The 22779-nt window shown below is 62.5% G+C and carries 18 protein-coding genes; 12 read left to right on the top strand and 6 right to left on the bottom strand.

Translation table 11 applies throughout. From position 1 onward, the window contains the following. Window position 1: 1 nt before the first annotated feature. The 4 genes from nosZ to G522_RS0103350 form a co-directional block, all read right to left on the bottom strand. Window positions 2-1909: a TAT-dependent nitrous-oxide reductase gene (gene nosZ / locus G522_RS0103365; protein WP_026789825.1), complete on the bottom strand. Its 1908-nt coding sequence runs from the start codon at window positions 1907-1909 to the stop codon at window positions 2-4. A gap of 23 nt (window positions 1910-1932) precedes the next feature. Next, window positions 1933-4176, bottom strand: a complete 2244-nt coding sequence (locus G522_RS25400) for a NosR/NirI family protein (RefSeq protein WP_210162882.1) — start codon at window positions 4174-4176, stop codon at window positions 1933-1935. Window positions 4177-4275: 99 nt separating this feature from the next. Further along, window positions 4276-5454, bottom strand: coding sequence for an NnrS family protein (locus G522_RS0103355; RefSeq protein WP_026789824.1), 1179 nt, complete (start codon window positions 5452-5454; stop codon window positions 4276-4278). Between the two features lies 1 nt (window position 5455). Then, complete coding sequence (locus tag G522_RS0103350) at window positions 5456-5884, bottom strand: pseudoazurin (RefSeq protein WP_026789823.1); 429 nt, start codon at window positions 5882-5884, stop codon at window positions 5456-5458. Window positions 5885-6221: 337 nt separating this feature from the next. On the opposite strand from G522_RS0103350, the gene G522_RS25395 reads away from it, so the two are divergent. Then, window positions 6222-7205 (top strand): helix-turn-helix transcriptional regulator, encoded by a 984-nt coding sequence (locus G522_RS25395; RefSeq protein ID WP_051228247.1) that lies wholly within the window; start codon window positions 6222-6224, stop codon window positions 7203-7205. A gap of 88 nt (window positions 7206-7293) precedes the next feature. Beyond that, window positions 7294-9426 carry a TonB-dependent siderophore receptor gene (locus tag G522_RS0103340; protein ID WP_036837985.1) on the top strand — a complete coding sequence of 711 codons (2133 nt, stop codon included), beginning with the start codon at window positions 7294-7296 and terminating at the stop codon, window positions 9424-9426. 83 nt (window positions 9427-9509) lie between these two features. Here G522_RS0103340 and G522_RS0103335 read toward each other — a convergent pair whose 3' ends face one another. After that, on the bottom strand, window positions 9510-9968 hold the full coding sequence (locus G522_RS0103335) for a YbaK/EbsC family protein (protein WP_026789821.1): 459 nt from the start codon (window positions 9966-9968) through the stop codon (window positions 9510-9512). A gap of 6 nt (window positions 9969-9974) precedes the next feature. Further along, window positions 9975-10181, bottom strand: coding sequence for a DUF1737 domain-containing protein (locus tag G522_RS0103330; protein ID WP_026789820.1), 207 nt, complete (start codon window positions 10179-10181; stop codon window positions 9975-9977). Between the two features lie 213 nt (window positions 10182-10394). Here G522_RS0103330 and G522_RS25390 point away from each other — a divergent pair, with 213 nt between their 5' ends. From G522_RS25390 to G522_RS28795, 10 genes are all read left to right on the top strand, one after another. After that, window positions 10395-12293, top strand: coding sequence for an ABC transporter ATP-binding protein/permease (locus G522_RS25390; protein ID WP_245586584.1), 1899 nt, complete (start codon window positions 10395-10397; stop codon window positions 12291-12293). 35 nt (window positions 12294-12328) lie between these two features. Then, complete coding sequence (gene bglX / locus G522_RS25385; RefSeq protein WP_036837982.1) at window positions 12329-14614, top strand: beta-glucosidase BglX; 2286 nt, start codon at window positions 12329-12331, stop codon at window positions 14612-14614. After that, the gene (locus G522_RS25380; protein ID WP_036837980.1) at window positions 14611-15879 is read left to right on the top strand and encodes a glucoamylase family protein; all 1269 of its coding nucleotides are present in this window, start codon (window positions 14611-14613) and stop codon (window positions 15877-15879) included. Before bglX ends, G522_RS25380 begins: the two co-directional genes overlap by 4 nt. After that, window positions 15876-16649: an alpha/beta hydrolase gene (locus tag G522_RS0103310; RefSeq protein ID WP_026789819.1), complete on the top strand. Its 774-nt coding sequence runs from the start codon at window positions 15876-15878 to the stop codon at window positions 16647-16649. Before G522_RS25380 ends, G522_RS0103310 begins: the two co-directional genes overlap by 4 nt. Before the next feature lie 238 nt (window positions 16650-16887). Next, entirely contained in the window at window positions 16888-17286 is a 399-nt protein-coding gene (gene sdhC, locus G522_RS0103305; protein WP_026789818.1) for a succinate dehydrogenase, cytochrome b556 subunit, read from the top strand. A gap of 8 nt (window positions 17287-17294) precedes the next feature. Beyond that, window positions 17295-17687 carry a succinate dehydrogenase, hydrophobic membrane anchor protein gene (gene sdhD / locus G522_RS0103300; protein WP_036837978.1) on the top strand — a complete coding sequence of 131 codons (393 nt, stop codon included), beginning with the start codon at window positions 17295-17297 and terminating at the stop codon, window positions 17685-17687. Window positions 17688-17689: 2 nt separating this feature from the next. Further along, on the top strand, window positions 17690-19531 hold the full coding sequence (gene sdhA, locus G522_RS0103295) for a succinate dehydrogenase flavoprotein subunit (RefSeq protein ID WP_026789816.1): 1842 nt from the start codon (window positions 17690-17692) through the stop codon (window positions 19529-19531). Window positions 19532-20696: 1165 nt separating this feature from the next. Next, entirely contained in the window at window positions 20697-21476 is a 780-nt protein-coding gene (locus tag G522_RS0103285; protein WP_026789814.1) for a succinate dehydrogenase iron-sulfur subunit, read from the top strand. 184 nt (window positions 21477-21660) lie between these two features. Further along, window positions 21661-21813 (top strand): hypothetical protein, encoded by a 153-nt coding sequence (locus G522_RS29905; protein ID WP_156886808.1) that lies wholly within the window; start codon window positions 21661-21663, stop codon window positions 21811-21813. Between the two features lie 434 nt (window positions 21814-22247). Next, the gene (locus tag G522_RS28795; protein WP_051228243.1) at window positions 22248-22736 is read left to right on the top strand and encodes an arsenate reductase/protein-tyrosine-phosphatase family protein; all 489 of its coding nucleotides are present in this window, start codon (window positions 22248-22250) and stop codon (window positions 22734-22736) included. Window positions 22737-22779 lie beyond the last annotated feature (43 nt).

The raw sequence follows: 22779 nt of genomic DNA, 5'->3' as shown, positions 1-22779 counted from the left end.
CTCAGATGGCCTTCGGCTTTACGAACATCCGGCCGCGCATCTCCATGTGGAGGGCATGGCAGAACCATTGGCAGTAGTACCAGTGCACGCCGGGCCGGTCGGCAGTGAAGGTCACCGACGCCGTCGCTTGCGGGGCGACCTCCATGGCGATGCCATGCTTGCCGAGCGTGAAGCCGTGGGTCAGGTCGTCAACGTCATCGAGGTTGGTGATGTAGATGGTGACCTCATCGCCCTGGTTGACCTCGAAACTCTCCAGACCGAAAGCCGGAGCCACCGACGTCATGTAGACGCGCACCTTGTTGCCATCGCGGATGACCTTGCTGTCACCCTCGATGTCGACGCCGTCCGCCTTGGCCTGCTTGACGGCATCGGCGAAGAACGGGTCGTCGCGCTTCCACACCGACAACGGATTGACCTTGTCGGCGCGGACGATGATGCAGTCATGCGGCTCGGCAAAGGCCGGACCATCGTGCATCAGCGTCATGTCGTCGTCACCGATGTAGATCAGTTGGTCGTTCTCCGGCTTCAGCGGACCGACGTTGAGGAAGCGGTCCTTGGAGAACTTGTTGAGCGACACCAGCCACTGACCATCGGTTTCCAGCGTTTCGCCCATCGAAGAGTGATTGTGGCCAGGCTGATAGGCGACATCGAGCTTCTTGATGATCGGGTCGACCTTCTCGCCCTTGTAGGCGCGCTTGGCCTTGTCGATGTTCCACTTCACCATCTGGCTGTCGAGGAACAACGTGGTGTAAGCGTTGCCACGACCGTCGAAGGCAGTGTGAAGCGGGCCAAGACCGAGTTCCGGCTCGGCGACGACACAGGAACGCGGCGCGGCGCCCTTGTCGAAGACGGCATCGATCAGATCGACGTCGATCACGGTGACCGTCGGCGACAGCTTGCCATTGATGCAGAGATGCTGGCGATCGGGCGCCATGTTGCAGCCATGCGGGTTGTTGGCAATCGGCACATAGGCGGTGTAGGGCGAGCCGTGGCGGCCATCAAGAACCGGCACGCCGCCGATCATCTTGGCCTTGCCAGCCTTCACCGCTTCCTCGATGCGGGCGATGTTGAAAATCACTACCCAATCCTGCTCAGCAGCAGTCATCTCCGCCAGATTCACGCCTTCTTCGGAGTTGTAGCAGGTCGAGAAGGCATACTTTCCCTTGTAGTCGGCATCGCAGTTGTCGAGGTTGCCGTCGACGATCACCTGCCAGGCGACCTTCATCTCGTCGCCGTCGATGGCGGTGAAGATGGCGGAATACTTCTTCGGCTCGTCGAGGATCTTGCCGTCGTTTGGAATCGGAACCCGATGCTCGCCGTTGGCGAAGATGTAGCCGGTGCGGGGCCACTTCTGTGGGCGCATGCCGTGGATATCGGAGGCGTTGGGAATCTCGATAACCTTGTCGCACTTCATGACATCGCAGCGGATGCGGGCGACGCGGGTATTGGCCTTGTCGTTCACGAAGATGTAGCGGCCGTCGTACTTGCCCTCGGTGAAGGACATGTGCGGATGGTGCAGGTCACCGTTCTGGTAGTTCACCCAGCCGCGCTTTTTCAGGAATTCCTTGGTATCGGGCAGGAGGTTCTCGGTGAGAATCTTGAGACTCTCGTTGGTGAGGCCCCAGCCGGTGGCCGAGCAGCGGTTGAATACCGGAATGCGCATCAGTTCGCGCATCGACGGCATGCCGATGATGCGGACTTCGCCACTCTGGCCTGAGGACCAGAAACCGTAATAGGTGTCGAGTTCGCCCGGCTTCACCTCAGCCTTGCCAGCGGACTCCGCCGCCTTACTGCCATTGGCCGTCACCAGGCCGCCCACAGTGGCTGCCGTAACGCCGGCGAGTACCGCCGTCTTGGCCGTGCCGCCCAAGAGCGATCGGCGTGACAGATTATGCGTCTCTTCAGTCATGGTGCTCTCCTCGTTTGTCTTCTTCACGCTTGCGCCGAACCGTCCACTTCGCTCCGGAGGGTGTCTTTGCCTCCGGATGCCGCTGCCCCCGTCTGGACGAGACCGTTCTGGCGTTCGAAACGCTCCCGCTTACGCAGCTTGCCGATGACCACCGGGCAGCGAGCCGTGCTCTGGTAAAGCACCTGGCAATGCAGGCAGGAGACGCATTCGTTGGGGTTGATCTCACCCGATGGGTGGATCGCCTGCACCGGACATTCGTGGGCGCAGGTCTGGCAGGGATTGCCGCATTCGCGGTAGCGCTTCAGCCAGCGGAACATATGCAGCCGGGCAGGGATGGCGAGACCGCCACCGAGCGGGCAGACATAGCGGCAGTAGAAGCGCTCGATGAACAGGCCCGGCGTCAGCGCGGCGAGCGCGATCAGTATATAGGGCCAGGGGCGGTCGAACTTCAGGATGATCGCCGTCTTGAACGGCTCGATCTCAGCGTAATGCTCCGCCATGTCGAGCGAATAGAAGGACATGCCGAGGAGACCAAGGAAGATCATGTACTTGATCGGCCAGAGGCGCTCATGCAGGCCCCAAGGCAGGCGGATCTGTGGCACCCTGAGCCAGCGAGCGATCTGGTTCGACCACTCCTGGAGGGCGCCGAACGGGCACAGCCAGCCGCAATAGGCGCCACGCGCCCAGAACAACAGGGCTGCCGCCACCGCAAACCACAGGATGAAGATCAGCGGATCCATCAGGAAGGTTTCCCAGCGGAAATCGCTGACCAGTGCCGACAGCACGGCGAGCAAGTTGACCACCGACAGCTGGGCGTTGGCGTACCAGCCAATGAACACCAGCGTGAAGGCGAGGTAGCTAAGGCGGATGATGCGGAACACCCGCTCGTTCTTCGTCGCGAAAGTCTGGAAGAAGAAGATGCCGGTCAGCGCAACCAGCCCTGCAATGAGAATGGCGACTTCGGTTCGCTTGGCCTCCCAGATGCGCAGCCACAAGCGATCGCGGGCGGGCGCTTCATCGGCCGACATCGCCTCTTGAGTGGTCGGCGCAGGCGCGGCGGCAACAGGGGCCGGCTTCGGTGCGGCGGAGAGATACACAGGCGGCAGGGTGTAGTCGACGTCGTAGGTCAGGAACAGCTTATCGATGGCGCCGACAGCGCGAGACACCAGGAGCTGCAACCGCCAGGGCGCCGCCGCGTCAAAATTGGACGCCTTCGGGATGACGAAGAGGTCCATCTCGTTGAAGCTCGGCGAGTCGGCGGTCGCCATGCGCACGACACGCAGATGATCCTTGTCACGGAAGCGAATGGTGGACTCGCCCTGCAGCACCGTGATGCGATCGAAGATGCCGCCACGCACATAACCCGAGCCCTTGAAGGACCAATGGCCAGTGCTGGCGACGAAGATCGCCTCGTCACCGTCGCTGAGCCGGCTTTTCAGGTTGGCATAGGCGGCGTCGCCCAGGAGGGTGCGACCGATCGAAGGCTGGCTGGCCAAACCGACGTAAACGTCGATGTAGGGATCGGTGTCGGCACCGGCTTCACGATGAGCGGCAGCGCGCGGGTCACCCTGCTTTTCGAAGGCGGCATTGATCTCGGCCACCGACAAGGTGAACCGGCGGATCGAACCGTCGCCGGTCAGCTTTGTCCAATCGGCCACCGCGTCCTTGCTGCGATCCACCACCTTAACGTCGGCGGCCGGGCCGGAGCCTGCGGCAAAACCTTCCAGCCCGAGGGTGCGTGCCGCCTTGATGCCGGACCGACGAATTGAATCGTCGATCACCATGATGGTGACGGTGGCACCCGAGACGATATCGAGATCGTGGGCAGCGCCGGCCGCCTCGCGCTTCAGATCGAGACCTGTGTATTTCTCGATCACCGCCTTGATCTTTGCCTCGGGAATGCCGACCAGGACGATGGGTTCGGAATGCTTGACGAGTCGGGCGCCGGTGATCACCGCCTTGTCGTCGACGCCGATCACGATGTTGATCGGCTTGCCGGAGTAACCGGTGGCCGGCACGAAATCGGTGTTGAGGAATACCCAACCGATGCGGTTCCCAGATTTGAGCGCCGGAGCTGCGGGCATATCGGTGCGGATAGGGCCGAAGGCATCGGCCCCGGGGACCAGATCGGACGGCGCCACCTTGCCAAGGAAGTCAACGAGGGTCGCCGCCTTCGAGGGCGCCGCAACGAGGACCAAGGCAAACGCCAGACAAAAGGCCGCCATCATCCTGGCAAGGCAAAACGCCGCGTTTTCTGCCTGTCTCATCCTGCCCCCCAGAATCAATTCAACTTGAATTATGTCGTCATGTTTTCACAAGGCGACCCGGACCTTCGTTGCGCTGGCACAAATTCGGATTGATATAGGTCACACTCGTCCGTCGGCTCGCGGCCCGGCGAGAATGCCGGCGTAGCCGATGGCGAAGGTGAGAAAGGCGGCGGCCCAAAGGATGCCAGCGCAGGCGAGCACGTGGATGTAGGCGTCGCCTGTGTAGGGGGCCGCCATGCGAAGGAGCGCCCCGAACGACACCAAGGCATAGATGGCGAGTTCGAGCCGACCGGCCGTAAGAGGGCGGCCGGTATGCCCGCGGCTCACCCGGGTCATGACGCCGAGCACGGTAAGACCGACGCTGCCGGCGGTCCAAAGATGCAGCGCCGCCATTGGATCGATGACTTCAGGCCAGAGGATGGCGAGAGCTTCAATGACGAAGCCGACGGCAATTGTCGCCATGGCGACGTGTAGGACGAGAAGGAGCGGCTCGCTTCGGGTAGCAAGGCCGCGCCAACGGGTGAGACGCGCCGCCGTCAGCACGCCGGCAAGCGCCAGAACCACGGCCGTGCCGGTCCAGGTGGGTGCCACGGTCCACGAGATGAAAGCGAGCCCGGAGATTGCCATTGCCACCGCATCGAAGCGATCGAAGGGCGCCGGCAACCGGCTCTCGCGCCGCATTTTCAGCCAGTTGCGGGTGAAGGCCGGCGTGATACGCCCTCCCATCAGCAGGATGAGCGTCAATACGGCCGACAGAGCCGCCCGAATGGAAACGTCGGCAAGACCGCGCTCGGTCGCTTCGACATGGAAGGCGGCGTCGGCCAGCGCCAGGAGGAGAAGGAGACCGACAACCCGCATATTGCGCCAGTTGCCAGACAGCGCCACTTCACGGCCGAGTGTGGCGGCGAGCGCAAGCGGAAACGCCAGATCGATGGCGGCCGCCGCAATCGGCCCGATCAGGGCCGACACGGAAACGGCAACCCGGCCGGCGAGCCAGATCAGTACCAGGATGGCAAGCGGCCGGCCTGCGATGGTGGGTCGGCCGGTCCAGCTGGAAACGGCGGTCAGCGTGAAACCGGCGATAATCGCCGGCACGCCGCCGAACAGCATGGCATGAACGTGCCAATCGCGCGGAGCAAAGGCGGTGGGCAGCGCGGCGTGCCCCATGTAAAAGGGCACCCAGACGAGAATCGAACCGGCCATCCAGACTGCAGCCAGCAGGAAGAACGGCCGGAAGGCGCCGGAAAACAAGCGCTTCCACTCCGCGGTGCCCGTCATGTCACAGACCGCCGAGAAGTTCGGTGAACACCTTACCGGCCTTGCCGGGATTCTTCGCAGCCTTGGCAGCTTCAAGGTTGGTCTTGGGGTCACCGACCACAACGACACCGACCATGCCCATGACGTAGTGCGGCTTGCACTTGACGCCATAAACACCCGGCTGAGTGAAGGTCACTTTGAGATCCTTGCCGATCTGGCCTTCGAAGGGCTGAGCACCGTCGGGCAGCATGCCCGGCACGCTCATGACGTCATGGCCGGCATCAGTCGCCACGAAGGTGACTGTGTCGCCGGGCTGGACCTTAACGAGATCCGGCTCGAACACCATCATGCCCTTGGCGCCCTTGTTGAGCATCTTGACCTGAAAGTCGGCAGCGGTGGCGGGGAGAATGGCAACCGCGAGAGCAGCGGCGGCGAGGAGGATGGTCTTCATTTTCAGCCTCGTTTTGTGGACTCTGGCGCTCAATATAAGTAATCCAGCGCATCGAACGTTGCGGAAACGCAAACTTCTGTTGCGTGTCCCGTTTTCCGAACAGGGCATGTCTGGGAGTGGCGGTGTCGCTTGCTCAACGGTTCAATCTTGAGCCACCGGATTCTGGTGCGCCCGTTGATCTGCCTCAAAGACAACCTTGCGTGCCTCTGTTTATTGCAATCGCCTCTCAATGTCAGAAACATTCTGCATATTAGGTAGTCAAACTTATAAACTTGATTTATCTACTCAAGTTTTTTAGCGTCGTTCGGCAGACACCGCTCGCATGGGAAAAGAGGCGATGGCGACCGACTTTCGACCACAGATGATCAGCCGCATTTCAGGCATAACGGTGCGCGATGATCTTCGCTGGCGGGCTTGGAACGGTTGCGTCGCCGATCTCTGGGGTGTCAGCTGTGAGGCTGGGGCATCAGGTGCCTATGTATCGCAGGCCCCGCGTCTGTTCGTTCTGCTCGGCGATACCGGCGAAGGCGGCATCGACATCCGGGATGCCGCAGGCCGACAACATCGGCTCGACGCCGATCGGCCCCTCTGCTTCGTGCCGGCAGGATACCCGATCGAGAGCTTCGTCGATCGCCTCGACGAGCTCAGGCATCTCGATCTGCATTTCGACGTTGCGACACTTGCCGCCCAATCCAGCGGACGCATTCATCCCTGCCAGTTTCTTTCTCCCCGGCTTGGCTTTGCGGCGCCGGGGCTTTCGGCGCTCGCGGCATTGATCGCCGACGATTGCGCCGAAGGTCTGCGTGACAATCTCTATGGCGAGAGCCTCGTCATGGCCCTGCTGGTCGCAATGCTTGACCTTCGCCAAGCCGCCGGACCGCAGTCCGATGCCAGCCTCACGCGCCGACAGATAAATTGCGTCGTCGACTACGTGCGGGCCAATATTGCGCGCAACCTGTCGCTGGCCGAGTTGGCGGCACTGGTGGGACTGTCGCCGGACCATTTCGGTGTGGCGTTCCGGACGGCAGTCGGCAAGACACCGCACCAATTCCTGCTCCACTGCCGCGTTGAGGTGGCCAAAGACATGCTGCTTCGGGACGAAGCCAGCCTATCGGTGGTTGCCCTCGACACCGGATTTTCCGACCAGGCGCATTTCACGCGGGTGTTCCGCCGGCTGACCGGCCAGACGCCGGCGCTCTGGCGACGAGAGCAACGCATCGAGCATTCACTTGCCCACGCCGTGCCGGTGGGAAGAGCCGAACTTCATACCGCTTTCATTCCAAACGCCCCGGCTTCGTTCAATCGGCACATCGCGACTTGACCTATCGGTCGGTTCACAAACGACCGCGGCGCTTTTTTGCCGGACCATTGCGGGATGCCCGCGGTCGACGTCACCGGAGAACCGATCGATGCCGTCCGACTGCAACACGCTCACCCGCGCCCTGGCGCTGACGCTCGCCACCCTGCCGCTTGCCAGTACGGCTTACGCACAATCGGCGACACCGACCGTCGAGCTCGATGAGATTGTTGTTCAAGGTGAAGGTGGCTCCGGAACCGCGCCAGTGAAAGGCTATGTCGCCAAGGTCACCACGGCTGGCGCCAAGACCGATCTGCCGATCGAGAAAGTTCCGCAGTCGGTGTCGGTCATGGGTCGTGAGGAGATCGATGCCCACGCCGCAGACAAGGTGGACGAGGCGCTGCGCTACACGCCGGGCGTCTTCACGCAGCCGTTCGGTGCGGACAACGATACCGACTGGCTGTTCATTCGCGGCTTTCAGGCCACGCAGAGCGGCATCTATCTCGATGGATTGCAGAACTACAGCTATGCCTTCGGCGGCTTCCTGACCGACAGCCACGATCTTGAGCGCATCGAAACGCTGCGTGGCGCCTCGTCGGTGCTCTACGGCGGCAGCAACCCCGGCGGCCTGATCAACATGGTCTCCAAGCGGCCGACTGGCGAGCGTATTCGCAAGATCGAGACCGGCGTCGACAGCAACGGCACCGCCTCGTTCGGTTTCGACATCGGCGACCAGCTCAACGAGACCGTCGCGGCCCGTGTCAGCGGGCGTATCGCCGGCGGCAACGGCTATACCGATTTCGAGGAGAATTTCCGCGGCACGGTATCGCCGTCGCTGAAGATCGACCTCAGCGACACCACCGAACTGACGCTGCTCGCCAACTATACCCACCTCGATGGCGTACACAACGGCGGCGCCTTCCTGCCCTATGTCGGAACGGTGGTCGCCGCTCCCTTCGGCAAGATCGACCGCGATGCCAACTTTACCGAGCCAGGCATCGACGATTACGACCGCGAACAAGGTGCGCTCGGCTACGAGCTGAAGCATAATTTCGGCGATGGCTGGAAGGCGACGCAGGCCGCGCGCATTGCCTATAGCGATGTCGAGGAATCCTCGCTCTATCCTTACGGCTATTCTGGCTTCCTCATGTCGCCGGCGGCCGGCACCGATACGCTCGCGCGCATCAATTTCGCCCACCGTAGCAAGACCCTCGCACTGAACACCGACAATCGCGTCGAGGGCGTGCTGGATACCGGCCCTCTGAACCACAAACTGCTGTTTGGCCTCGACTATCGCCTGTTCGATCTCGATCAGGTCCAGGCGTCGTCTTCCGGAACGGACATCTCGGCGATCAACCCCGTTTACGGGGCGCCTCAAGCGACCCCGGTTCCCTATATCGATCAGACGCTCCGTCAGCAGCAGCTCGGCGTCTACGCCCAGGATCAGATCGCCATCGGCGGCTGGCTCGCCACGCTGAACGGCCGCTACGATCACGTCTGGACCGATGCCGTCGGCACACCCGCCTATTCCGGCGACGAGGGCGAATGGAGCGGTCGCGCCGGCCTTGCCTATCAGTTCGACAATGGCCTCACACCCTATGCCAGCGTTTCGACCTTCTTCGCCCCGGTCCTTGGCGCCAACGGCAGCGGCGTGTTCCGGCCGGAAAGCGGCCAGCAATACGAGGTTGGCGTCAAATATCGACCCGACTGGATCGATGGTCTTTTCACCGTCTCCCTGTTCGATCTGACCAAGCAGAACGTGCTGACCGGCCCCTGGAATGCCCAGTCGCAGATCGGCGAGGTCAACTCCAAGGGTGTCGAGTTCGAAGGCAAATTCAATCTCAGCGAAAACTGGAAGCTCACTGCTTCGGCCACCTTCATGGAGGTCGACATCACCAAGGATGCCGACACCGCCATCATCGGCAAGACGCCCTATGTCGTGCCCGAGACGATGGCCTCCGCCTGGCTCGATTATGTGTTCTCAACCGGCCCCCTCGAGGGATTCACCGTGGGCGGAGGCGTGCGTTACGTCGGCTCGTCCTGGGCTGATAACGAGAACACGCTGAAGGTTCCCAACGTACTGCTGGCCGATGCCAGGATCGGCTACAGCCGTGACAGCTGGGGTGTCGATCTCAATGTCAGCAATGTCTTCGACACCGAGTACGTCGCCTCCTGCCAGACCGCCTATTCCTGCGGCTATGGCGAAGGACGGGTCGTCAAGCTGACCGGTCATTTCAGCTGGTGAAGGAAGGTTACTGAGTTCCGCCTAACCGCGGCCCAGCGCGTCGGCCTGATGCCGACCGCCGAGCCGCGAAGAGCGCATAGTCCTTACTGGCAGACGTCGACCCAAGTGGCACCGACAAGCTCGGCAAGGCGCTCGGTACCGATGCGGACCGCCGCATTGGTGGCCCCTGCGGCCGGAAATACCTCGGGAAAGCGCCGAAGAGACAGATCACAATAGACTGGCAGCGGCGATTTCAGGCCGAACGGACAGACACCGCCGATCGGATGGCCGGTCAGTTCGACCACCTCGTCGAGACCGAGCATGCGCGCCTTGCCGCCAAACGCCTCGCGAGCCTTGCGGTTGTCGAGCCGCGTCGTGCCACCGGCCATCAGCAGCATGGCTTGTTCGCCAACCCTGAGACAGATGGTCTTGGCAATTTGCGCCGGGTCGACGCCATGGGCAGCGGCAGCCTCGACAACGGTGGCCGACGAAGCCTCCGTTTCGATCACCGTGATGTCGGGCGCCTTTTCTGCAAAAAACGCCTTGACGCTGTCGAGGCTCATCTTACCTCACCATTCGCCGAGCTTGATGTCGGGCGTGTAATCCACCCCCTCAACCTCCTTGACCATCGGCTGGCCGCAAATGACGCGCCCCTGCACCGGATCGAAGGTCAGCGCCGGCGAGCCGGCCAGTTCCCAGCCCTTGTTGAGCGCCTGGGTGACGCGATGACAAAAAGTTGCGTCGTCGGGGCCGGTCAAGAAACGGTAAAGCTTCATTGAATGTCATCCTTGCGAAAGAGAGATCGCAGGAAATAGGTCTGTCCACCGTAAGCTTGTCAAGGCAGTGTGACGGCATGGGAGTACGCCCTGCTTATCATTCCTTTTGGTAAATAAACTGACCGACAGGCTTAATGGAGCGTTAAAGTTTGCGAGGCAGGCTTTGATCATCGGAATGTCCGGTCCGCCTTGGCGGCCGACGCGGGAGTGAATGTGCTGGCTACCCCTGTTTCCTCCATGCGTAGCTTCTGGGGGCTGCTCAAGGCCTATTGGGTCTCGGACAAGTGGCGCGAGGCCTGGGCACTGACGATTGCCGTGGCGCTCCTATCGGCCGCCGCCAGCAAAAGCGGCGTTTGGCTGGCACAGGCCTCCGGGTCCTTCATCGCGACAATCGCTTCCTTCCACGAACTCGGCACATCGGCCATCGGCGACGTGCTGACGGCGGCCAGCGTATTGGTCGGCCTTGCCCTTTTGAAAAGTGCGGTGTTTCTCGGCTTTCGCCACTATTTCTCGACCACGCTGCATCGCAGATGGCGCCAATGGCTGGATAGCCGCTTCAACGCGGCGCTGCTCTCCGATCGTCGGCCCTATTACCATCTCCTGGTGATGGGCTCTTCAGATGAGGGGTCCAACGTTCCCGACAATATCGATCAGCGTATCCAGGAATCGATCAAGGCGATGACCGGCAACGCGCTCGGCATGGCCATGGGTCTCATTTCGGTGGTGACGTCGGTCTATTTCGTCGGTGAGATGCTGATCTCAACATCAGTTGCCATTCACGGCCTCGATTTCCTGGGTTCCTACGCCAGCGCCGTGCTGGTGTTCGTCCTCGCCGTCACCTACGTGCCGGTGTCGACAGCGATTGCCCTCAGGATCGGCCGTGCCATCGAGGCCCTCAACATGGCCATGCTGCGCTATGAGGGCAGCTACCGCGCCGAGCTGTCGACGTTGGTGCGCCGCGTGTTGCCGATCGCCGCCGCGCGCGGGGAGAACGTGCAGGCCTCAATTCATCGCCGGCAGTATCAGGCGATCGACCGAACCTGGGGCCTTCAGAACAAGATCTCGGCCATCTTCCTCGCCTTCAACGGCAGCTATACTTACATTACCCAGAAGGTCGTGGCCTATCTGCCGAACATGCCGGCCTACATGCAGGGCGGCATCTCCTTCCGCACCTATGTCACCGGCTCGGAACTGGTCAGTGAGCTGATCAGCGATTGCTCCTGGGTGATTCAGGTCATGCCCGACATCGCCAACCTCCGCGCCAACGTCAACCGGGTGGTTGAACTGGCCGACGCCATCGAGCGTGTGCAGGATGCACAGGCTTTCTACCGCGAGACGGGTATTTCCGAGTTCCGCTACGACCAGCAACCGGCGGAGCGGGGACTGTCCGTTCAGGGTCTCGAACTGATGTTTGCCGGCAAGGAAGCACAACCCTTCCTGCGTGTGGCGCGCCTGTCGATCAAGCCCGGCCAGTGGATCTTCGTGCGCGGTCCCTCCGGTTCAGGAAAATCCTGCCTCATCAAGGCGCTCAATGGTCTTTGGCCTTACGGGCGCGGCCGGGTGATCATGCCCGAGGGCATGAAGGCGCTCTATGCCTGCCAGGATACGCGGCTGCCGCAGGCGAGCCTCAAGCAGCTGATCGCCATGCCCGAGGATGAACACGAGCATCGTGACCTCGAAGTGGCCGCCATCATGAGCGCGGTCGGGCTCGCCGACTTCATTCCCTCGATGGGCAATCCCTATTATCGTGGCCGGCGCTGGGACGACGTGCTATCGGGCGGCCAGAAGCAGAAGGTGGTGCTCGCCCGCATCCTGCTGCATACGCCGGACGTGCTGTTCCTCGACGAAGCGACCGCCGCCCTCGATCCGGAGGCGAAGACTGAGTTCCATCGCCTGGTCCGCCAGTATTGCCCCAAGGCAACCGTGCTTTCGGTGATGCACGAGCAGACGCCGCCCACCGATAGTTTCGGCCGCCCCTTCTACCATGCCATCCTCAACATCGAGAACGGACGCGCCGGCCTTGAGCCGGTGGTGATACCTGCGCCGCCGCCGCCCCGCGACATGCGCGGCGGACTACGCTCGATGCTGTCGGTGATGCGCCATCTGCCATGACCCCGGAGAAACGGGGACCAAACGGACATCCGGTTATGAAAAAGGATAAGGACTTCATCGACGGCCTCATCGGCCGGATGACCCTTTCGGAGAAGATCGGCCAGCTCAACCTCGTCACCCCCGGGGGGGAGACGCTGACCGGCACTGTCGTCAACACGGACGTGGCCGACAAGATCAGAACGGGGCGGATCGGCGGCATCTTCGGCGTGAAATCGGCCGAGGCGGTGCGGGTCTTCCAGGATCTGGCGCAGAAAACGCGCCTGAAAATCCCGCTGATGTTCGCCGAGGATGTCATCCACGGCCAGAAGACCATTTTCCCCTTGCCGTTGGCACTCGCCGCCAGCTGGAACATGGATCTCGTTCGCGCCACCGCCCGCGTCGCCGCCCAGGAGGCGGCATCGATCGGCATCGACCAGGTCTACTCGCCCATGGTCGACGTCTGCCGCGATCCGCGCTGGGGACGGATTGCCGAAAGCCCCGGCGAGGATCCGTTCCTTGCCAGCCGCTTTGCCGAAGCCATGGTCGAAGGCTATCAGGGCACCGACCTTTCGCGGCCCGATGCGGTCATGGCTTGCCTCAAGCATTTCTGCGGCTATGGCGGCGGCATGGGTGGCCGCGATTACGACGCGGTCGATCTGTCCCCGACCACGCTGCACGACGTGATACTGCCGCCTTTCGTCGCCGGCATGCGGGCCGGCGCCGGGTCGATCATGGCCTCCTTTAATACGTTGAACGGCGTGCCCATGCATGCCAACCGCACCGTCATCACCGAGCTGTTCCGGAAAAGGCTCGGCTATGACGGGCTCGTCGTCGCCGACTACACCGGCATTCTCGAACTGATCGCCCACGGCATCGCGTCCGACCGAGCCGATGCCGCCAGGCTGGGGCTTTCCGCCGGCGTCGACATGGACATGGTATCGGAGACCTATCTCGAAACGCTGGAGGACAGCGTCAAGACTGGCCTGATCGGCGAGGACGAGATCACCGCCGCCTGTCGTCGCGTGCTGGACGCCAAGCTGAAGCTCGGCCTGTTCGACGATCCCTACCACCGGCTCGACTGGGGCCGCGCCGCACAACCCATCCTGACGGCCGGCAACCGGCAGCTGGCCCGCGAGGCGGTGGCTGCGGCCACGGTGGTGCTCAAAAACGAAGGCAATCTTCTGCCGCTGCCGGCGCCGGACAGCGGCAGGATCGGCGGCATCGCTCTTGTCGGCCCCTTCGCCCTCGACCGCGTCAACATGAACGGCACCTGGGCTGTCGCCGGTTCGCCCTCCACCGTCGTTCCCATCGCCGACGGGCTGCGCGAGGCGGTCGGCAACGCGGTAAGCGTCACGACGGCCAAGGGCGCCAATATCGTCGATGAGACCTGGCTCGCCACCCGCCTCAATGTCCATGATTGGAAGGATCTTTCCGTGGTCATCGACGTGCGATCGCCGGAAGCGATGATCGCAGAGGCGGTTGCCGCTGCTACGGCCGCCGACGTCACGGTAGCGGTGGTTGGCGAGGCGCGGGAATATTCCGGTGAATCGTCCTCGCGGACCGACCTCTCCATCCCCGAGCCACAGAAGAAACTGCTGCGGGCCCTCAAGGCCACAGGCAAGCCGCTCGTCGTCGTCGTCCTGACCGGCCGGCCGCTGGCGCTGGCCGAAGAGACGCTTCTCGCCGATGCGCTGCTCATTGCCTGGTTCGGCGGCACCGAAATCGGTCATGGTCTTGCCGACGTCCTGTTCGGCAAGGCCGAGCCGTCGGGCCGGCTGCCGGCAACCTTCCCCTATTGTGTCGGCCAAGTGCCGGTCACTTATGCGCACCGGCCGACAGGCCGGCCGACACCCGGCCGTTTCCAGAAGTTCACCTCGGGCTATGTCGATCTGCCCGATGAGGTGGCACAGAACGACGGCCTCTATCCATTCGGCTTCGGTCTCGGCTACGGCAACGTGGCCTACGGACCGCCGCGTGCCAACCGGACGAAACTCACCGGCGACGACCGGCTCGAAGTGACTCTCACGGTCACCAACCTTGGGGATCGCCCCACCAGCGAGACGGTGCAGCTCTATATCGGCGACCCCGTGGCGAGCGTCAGCCGGCCGGTGAAGGAACTGAAGGCCTTTCGCAAGGTGGCGCTCGCAGCCCGCGCCACTGAGGCGGTCAACTTCGTCATCACCGCCGACGATCTCGATTTCTCGGTGGCCGAGACGGTTGCCGATCTGCGCCGGCGCTCGGAAAGCGGTGCCTTCGACATTCACATCGGCCCCAACTCCCGCGATACCCAGGCGGTGCGCGTGACCTGGGACGAACCACAGTCTAGAGGAAAACAGTCATGACCTATTCGCCCGCCACCGTCGCGGCGATGGGCGACGACGCGCTCCTGGATCTCGTGCAGCAGGCAACGCTGAGCTACTTCTGGGACTACGGCCATCCGGTGAGCGGCATGGCGCGCGAGCGCGACAACGACGCCTTCGGCTATTCTCCGGACAATACCGTCACCATCGGCGGCACCGGTTTCGGCATCATGGCGCTGATTGCCGGCACCGAGCGTGGCTTTCTCGTCCGGGAAGAAGTGATCGAGCGCATTGGCCGGATCACCAACTTCCTTGAGACGGCCGATCGCTTCCACGGCGTCTTCCCCCATTTCATGAACGGGGAAACCGGCAAGGTCATTCCGTTCGGCGAGAAGGACGATGGCGGCGATCTGGTCGAAACGTCCTTCCTGATGGCCGGTCTTCTGACGGCGCGCCAGTGGCTGATCCCGACGCGGCCTGACCTGGCGGCCCGCATCGACCGGCTGTGGCGCGGCGTGGAATGGAGCCACCATGTGAGGGCCGACGGCGCCCTGCTCTGGCATTGGAGCCCGGTTCACGGCTTTGCCATGAACCATGCCATTACCGGCTGGAACGAATGCCTGATCACCCATGTTCTGGCTGCCGCCTCGCCCACCCATCCGGTGCCGGTCTCAACCTACCATCAGTCCTGGGCCAAGGGACGCGACTTCCTGAACGGCCGCAACTACGGCGGCGTGACGCTGCCACTGGGGCCTGATTACGGTGGGCCGCTGTTCTTCGCCCATTACTCCTTCCTGGGCCTCGACCCGCGCGGCTTGGCGGACGCCTATGCCGACTATTTCGTGCAGAACACGGCACATGCGCTCGTCAATCGCGCCCACTGCCTCACCAATCCCGGCGGCTTCGAGGGCTACGGCCCGGACTGCTGGGGACTGACGGCATCGGACACTTTCGACGGCTACAATGCCCACTCACCGACCAACGACACCGGCGTCATCACGCCAACGGCGGCACTCGCCTCGTTCCCCTACCTGCCCAAGGAAGCGATGGAGGCGCTGCGTGGTCTCTTGACCTCCATGGACGGGCGGCTGTTCGGTCCGCGCGGCTTTGCCGATGCCTTCTCGCCGGCACGGAACTGGGTCGCCTCGAGCCATCTTGCCATCGACCAGGGACCGATCGTGGTGATGATCGAGAACCACCGGTCGGCGCTTCTTTGGACGCTGTTCATGTCGGCATCGGAAGTGCTGGCCGGCCTGACGAAACTCGGCTTCTCCAGCCCGCATCTCGACAAGGCCGCCGTTGCATGACGCCTGAGGCCATTCCTCTCGGCTCATCGGACTTTCCCGACGCAGCCGCGCGCATGAGCGTCGAGCTGTGGCGGACCGAGGCGCCCTCTCCACGCCTGGCCATCACCGCTCATGGCCGCAACGGCGCGGCGCGGGCGCCGCACATGCAAAAGCTGATCGACGCCTATCGCGCGCGGAATTACGTCGTGCTGTCTCCCGATTGCTGCGCCTCGGCTTGGAACGACAGCGCCGGCAGCGAAGCCGACTTCCTTCTGGAAAACCATGTGCGCGACGTGCGCCGCACCATCGAGTGGGCGATCGCCAACGCGGCCACCTTGGGCTGGAGCGGCTCGCATCTCGCCCTCTGTGGCCACTCGATGGGTGCCTATGCCGTCGCCCGCCTTGCCGCGAGCGAGTATCTCGGGCGGGTCGCGCACCTTCTGCTGGTCTCGCCCTTCACCTCCGGCGCGCGTCAGATCGAGGCGCGCGAGAAATATCATCCGGACGGCATCGCCAACCTCAAGCGCGAGGTACCGCGCGCCCTCGACGAGTGGCCGCGCCACGACATATTCAAGGTGATCGACCGGCTGGCGCTTCCGGTCGCCGTGTTCGCCGGTGCCAAGGATATTGTGGCGCCGCCGGAAAATGTTCGAGAATTCGTGGAGCGATTGCCATCCCCACCGCTCTACCGGCTGCTGCCGGAGGCGTCGCACTGTCTGGAAGGCGGTGACTATCAGACGGACCTCATTGAGGCCATCGACCGGCTCGATGCGGCGGCCTTATCAGCCTAATCCCTTCTTCGGTCTGAGGAAGTTTTGAGGGCGGCTGCGTCACTCCCTCATCCTATAGTCGTATTTTCCCCTAGACTTTATCGTTTCGCATTGCCGCTTGCGTGTTTTGCCTTTGACGGCCCACCTCCGAGAAGGTACTTACGACTCAGGCTTTTCCTGCATACTGACGTTAACGTCAACGTTAACATATCGGGACAAGGGAGCACCTGCCTCCCACCTCATGAGGGAACATCATCCGATGGCCGACGCACGCTTGGCGGCTTCCCGCCCGCTCTCGCCGCATCTTCAGGTTTTCCGCTTCATCCTGACCATGGCGATGTCGATCGTTCACCGCATCACCGGTGGTTTCCTCTACGTCGGTACGGTGTTCGTCGCCGTCTGGCTGGTGGCGGCAGCGAGCGGCCCTGAATGGTTCGCCCGCGTCGACGGCCTTTACCAGACCTGGATCGGACGCCTGATCCTCCTCGGCCTGGTCTGGTCGCTGATCCATCACGCCATCGGCGGCATTCGCCATTTTGCCTGGGACCTCGGCTACGGCTTCGATCCCAAGACGGCCAACCTGTTCGCCCTGTTCAACCTCGTGGCGGGCCTCGTGCTGACGGGCATCGTTGCCGTCGCCGCCTTCATTTTCGCCTGAGGTCCGCCATGGATAAGTCCTTCCGCTTTCAGACGTCCTTGAAGCACGCCCGTGGTTTCGGCTCGGGCAAATCCGGTACCACGCATTTCTGGCAACAGCGGGTGACCGGCGTCGCCGCGCTTCTGCTGTCGCTGGTCTACGTCGTGCTGCTGATCAAGCTGCAGGGCGACGATTACCCCGCCGTCGTCGCCACGCTCGGCAATCCCTTCGTCGCCGTGCTGATGCTCGCCTTCCTGGGCGTCAGCGTCTGGCACATGAAGATCGGCATGCAGGTTATCATCGAGGACTATGTCAATCAGCCGCTGCTCCGAGTGCTGGCGTTGATGGTCAATTCCTTCTTCTCGGCGCTGGTCGGCATTGCCTCGGCCGTGGCGCTTATCAAGATCACCTTCGGAGCCTGACCATGGCCGTTGCCTCAGAGACCACCGGCGGCAAGCAGACCGCCTTCAACGTCGGCGGCCGCGCCTATCAGTTCATCGACCACACCTTCGACGTGGTGGTGGTGGGTGCCGGCGGCGCCGGCCTCCGGGCCGTCGTCGGCGCCTCGGAAGCCGGCCTTTCCACCGCCTGCATCACCAAGGTGTTTCCCACCCGCTCGCACACCGTCGCCGCCCAGGGCGGCGTCGCCGCCTCGCTCGGCAACATGGGGCCGGACGACTGGCGCTGGCACATGTACGACACCGTCAAGGGCTCCGACTGGCTCGGCGACCAGGACGCCATCGAATATCTGGTGCGCAACGCGCCGGCCGCGGTCTATGAGCTCGAGCACTGGGGCGTGCCCTTCTCCCGCACCGAGGAAGGCAAGATCTATCAGCGGCCGTTCGGTGGCATGACCACCAATTTCGGCGAGGGCATCGCCCAGCGCACCTGCGCCGCCGCCGACCGCACCGGCCACGCCATGCTGCACACCATGTATGGCCAGGCACTCCGGCATTCGGCGGAATTCTTCATCGAGTATTTCGCCATCGACCTGATCATGGAAAATGGCGCCTGTCGTGGCGTGGTCGCCTTGGACATGGAGACCGGTACGATCCACCGCTTCCGCGCCCACAAGACGGTGCTGGCGACCGGCGGCTATGGCCGCGCCTATTTTTCCTGCACTTCGGCCCATACCTGCACCGGCGACGGCAATGCTATGGTGCTGCGCGCCGGCCTTGCGCTGCAGGACATGGAGTTCGTGCAGTTCCATCCCACCGGCATCTACGGCGCCGGCTGCCTGATCACCGAGGGCTCGCGCGGCGAAGGTGGCTATCTCACCAACTCCGAGGGCGAGCGCTTCATGGAGCGCTACGCGCCGTCGGCCAAGGATCTTGCCAGCCGCGACGTCGTCTCCCGCTCGATGACCATGGAGATCCGCGAGGGCCGCGGCGTCGGCAAGCTCAAGGACCATATCTACCTGCACCTTGATCATCTCGACCCGGCGATCCTGGCCGAGCGCCTGCCGGGCATCTCGGAAAGTGCCAAGATCTTCGCCGGCGTCGACGTGACGCGCGAGCCGATCCCGGTGCTACCGACCGTCCATTACAACATGGGCGGCATCCCGACGAATTATCACGGCGAGGTACTGGCCAAGATCGACGGCGATCCCGACCGGATCGTGCCGGGCCTGATGGCGGTCGGCGAGGCGGCCTGCGTATCGGTGCATGGCGCCAACCGCCTCGGCTCCAACTCGCTGATCGACCTTGTGGTGTTCGGCCGCGCCGTCGGCCATCGCTGCGCCGAGACCATCGACAAGGGCAGCCGTATCGCCGAGCTGCCCAAGGACGCCGGCCTCAACGCCCTGGAGCGGCTCGACCGCGTGCGCCACGCCTCCGGTTCGACGCCGACCGCCGAGCTCCGGCTGTCGATGCAGAAGACCATGCAGGCGAACTGCGCCGTCTTCCGCACCGGCGAGGTGCTCGAGGAGGGCGTCAAGCTGATCCACGATTGCTGGGCGGCCGGCGACAATCTCAAGACCACCGACCGCTCGCTGATCTGGAACACCGACCTTACCGAGGCGCTCGAATACGAGAACCTGATCTTACAGGCGGTGGTGACCATGGAAGGCGCGGCCAACCGCAAGGAAAGCCGAGGGGCACATGCCCGCGAGGACTATCCCAACCGCGACGATGGCGAGTGGATGAAGCACACGCTGGCCTCGATTAACACCGACGCCCGCACCGTCGGCCTCGATTACCGGCCGGTGCACACCTACACGATGACGCCGGAGATTGAGTACATCAAGCCGAAAGCGCGCGTGTACTGAGGGCCAAGGCTTAACCAAGCCGATGAGGACGATATTTCATGCAGTTGAGGCTGCTCAGAACAAAGTCTCGGCCGGAAGCCTTAATGCTTGCAGTGGTCACGGTCAGTGTGGCGTTCTTGCAGTCCTGTAGCGGCTCCCCGTCTGCCATTGGCACGTTCTCATCGCCATCCACCCAAAATGGAGGCGGCCTGATTGGCGAGTGGACAATGTTCGATGGTCCATCAAGATCCTGCGCCAAGGAGAGTGACTTCTATAGGGAGATAACAATTGGGGTCCATAAAGACCGCACAGTCTCGTATCAGCGAGTTATTTGCGCTGGCCAACCTTTAGGAGCTTATGAAGAAATCGATGGTGAAGGATACTATCGCCTATCTGGAAATAGGATCTCCTTCCTCTCGAACGACCCTGGTTATTTTTCAGCATTCGCGAAGTCTCCGACGACTTGCACATACAGGATCACTTCAGAAGACCGGCTAATCCTCACAGATTGTGATGGTATTTCTGAGGATTGGACCTTCGATAGGTTTGAGAACGTCCACCAGCTGGTTTCACCTGCCGAGCTGGAACGCAAAAAATAGAGACTGATTTGAAATGATACAGGCGTGCAAGCTCAGCATGGTATGGATAGTGGCGGCTACCCTTTTGGTTGCCAGCTGTGTTGCTTCACCTCGACCTGAAACCTCTGCAACGAAAGCTCAAGCAGGGAGCCCAGGGATTCCTGTCAGCCGGGCCAACCTAGCCAGGTTAATCGGATGCTGGACGTATGACGGTCCCCAAGATTCTCATGCGACGAACTTGCCAGAAGCAATTTACGGCGCTGATCGCCCCCTTGGAACAACCACTGTTTGCTTCGGTCCACGGGGCAGATTCGTTCATTCCACGTTCTACCAGCGCGAGGGATTGCGTGATGTTTCAGCCAAATACTCCCTTCTACGCGAAGGTCATCTTGGGTTGAGCGAACGCGATTTCATCTGGGGTTCTGACAGAATTGAGCTCCACTTCACCGCAACAAACCAATTGTACATGGTGATTCGCGAGGCAGGAGCAAACACAAAAACTGCCTATCTCCTTCAACGAGATATGGCTGACAAAGATTATCTAGAGACGACAGGCGACCGCTAGGCTCTGGCTTAGGTTATGGGCCTCAACAAAGCAGGATGATCCCATGGTTCAGCTGACTCTGCCGAAGAACTCGAAGATCAAGGCTGGCAAGGTCTGGCCGAAGCCGGAGGGCGCGACGCATGTTCGCGAGTTCCGCATCTATCGCTGGGATCCGGAGGACGGGCGCAATCCGCGGCTCGATACCTTCTTCGTCGATCTCGACGATTGCGGGCCGATGGTGCTCGACGCGCTGCTGTGGATCAAGAACAAGGTCGACCCGACGCTGGCGTTGCGCCGCTCCTGCCGCGAGGGCATCTGCGGCTCGTGTGCGATGAACATCGACGGCATGAACACGCTGGCCTGCACCAAGGGCATGGAAGAGATCTCCGGCCCGATCAAGATCTATCCGCTGCCGCACATGAACGTGGTGAAGGACCTGGTGCCGGACCTCACCCACTTCTACGCCCAGCACAAGTCGATCGAGCCCTGGCTGCACACCGTATCGCCAACGCCGGAGAAGGAATGGCTGCAAAGCCACGAGGACCGGGAGAAGCTCGACGGCCTCTACGAGTGCATCCTCTGCGCCTGCTGCTCCACCTCCTGCCCGAGCTACTGGTGGAATGGCGATCGCTACCTCGGTCCGGCCATTCTGCTGCAGGCCTATCGCTGGCTGATCGACAGCCGCGACGAGGCAACCGGCGACCGGCTCGACAATCTCGAGGATCCGTTCCGCCTCTATCGCTGCCACACCATCATGAACTGCGCCCAGACCTGCCCGAAGGGCCTCAACCCGGCGAAGGCCATCGCCGAGATCAAGAAGATGCTGGTCGAGCGGCAGATCTGATCGTCTTTTCATCTCCTGCCTGAATTGGCGGCCCGGCTCACGCTGGCGCCGCCTTTTTTGGCATTGCCGCGATAACACCTTATCGGCGGCCCGCTTCCGTCCCCTTTCCTCCGCAATGCCGACGGCTTCCGATGGCCTAATGCCATCATCACCGGATCCACCGGTACCCTTGGAAGCCCAGATTATGTTCGTTCGGAAACTCCTCGTCAGCCTCCTCTTCGCCGCCATGTTTGCCGAGGCTCTCGCCGCCCTTGCCGACTATGCCGCTGTGGAAAATGCCGCCTCGAAATCGACGGTGGGAACCATGGCCGCCGCTGGGGAACCGCCGGTCTCCTGACCGCGTATGTGGCTGTAGACTGCCCACAAAGCCATCAAGAGTGGCAGTCGAATATCACCGGCAACGACACCCCGAAATGTGAATCAACGGATGCGCTACGCCCTTCGGCGGGGTTGAAGGCGGGCATCTGAGACTATACCTCGCCATCGACCGACTGGCGGCCAGCCGATTCCGCCTTGAAGATGAATGACTTAGACTTTTGTCTATTTCGCTTGTCGGAAAGGCCCCGATTGATGGCGCGCTTTATGCATTTGAGTTTTGCGAGAGGCGCGTCATCGGCCTGTCTCGCAAACGTCATGGAGAGTCCATCGACGCGGCGCACAGGAGTTTGGGATGGCTCGCGGACCGAGAGGGACGCGTCGCTTTCCCGAGTAGCGAAAAGAGATGGAATGATGGCGTTGGCGACACCTCAGAGCGTCAGGGGCTTGTTCAGGATGCAGACCGTCGATGTGCTGTTTCTGTGCGAAACCAACAGCGCGACCAGCCTGATGGCCGAAGCGCTGCTCAACCAGCGTGGCGACACGCGCATTCGCGCCTTCAGCGCCGGCAGCCGGCCGGCGGCTGCCTTGCTGCCGGAGGCCGAACAAGCCCTCAGCCAGCGCGCCATTCCGACCGATGGCCTCGAGCCCAAGTCGTGGACGATCTTCGCCCTGCCGGGCGGCCTTCGGCCGCATATCGTCGTTGATCTGGCGACCGTCACCTGGACTGAGCCCGACTGTGCTGCGCTCGCCGAATACGCGACACTCCGCTGGCCCCTGCGCGACCCGGCGCTGGTCGAACGCAAGGCGGATCGTCGCGCGGTGACGGAGACGGTGCTCAATGCCCTGCAGACGCGCATCGAAGGCGAGCTGATGCGCCGTATCGACGGCGTGCGCCAGACAATCGATGGCGAGCAGTCGCCGGCTTCCAAGCTCTGGGCCTGACCGCCGGGCCAGTCCCGGCATTCAGGTATGAACAGACCGGCCA

This window comes from Pleomorphomonas oryzae DSM 16300 (assembly GCF_000422965.1).
Classification (GTDB): Bacteria; Pseudomonadota; Alphaproteobacteria; order Rhizobiales; family Pleomorphomonadaceae; genus Pleomorphomonas; species Pleomorphomonas oryzae.
The sequence above is the reverse complement of the archived record's forward strand: the minus strand, read 5'-3'. Positions and strand labels throughout refer to the sequence as shown.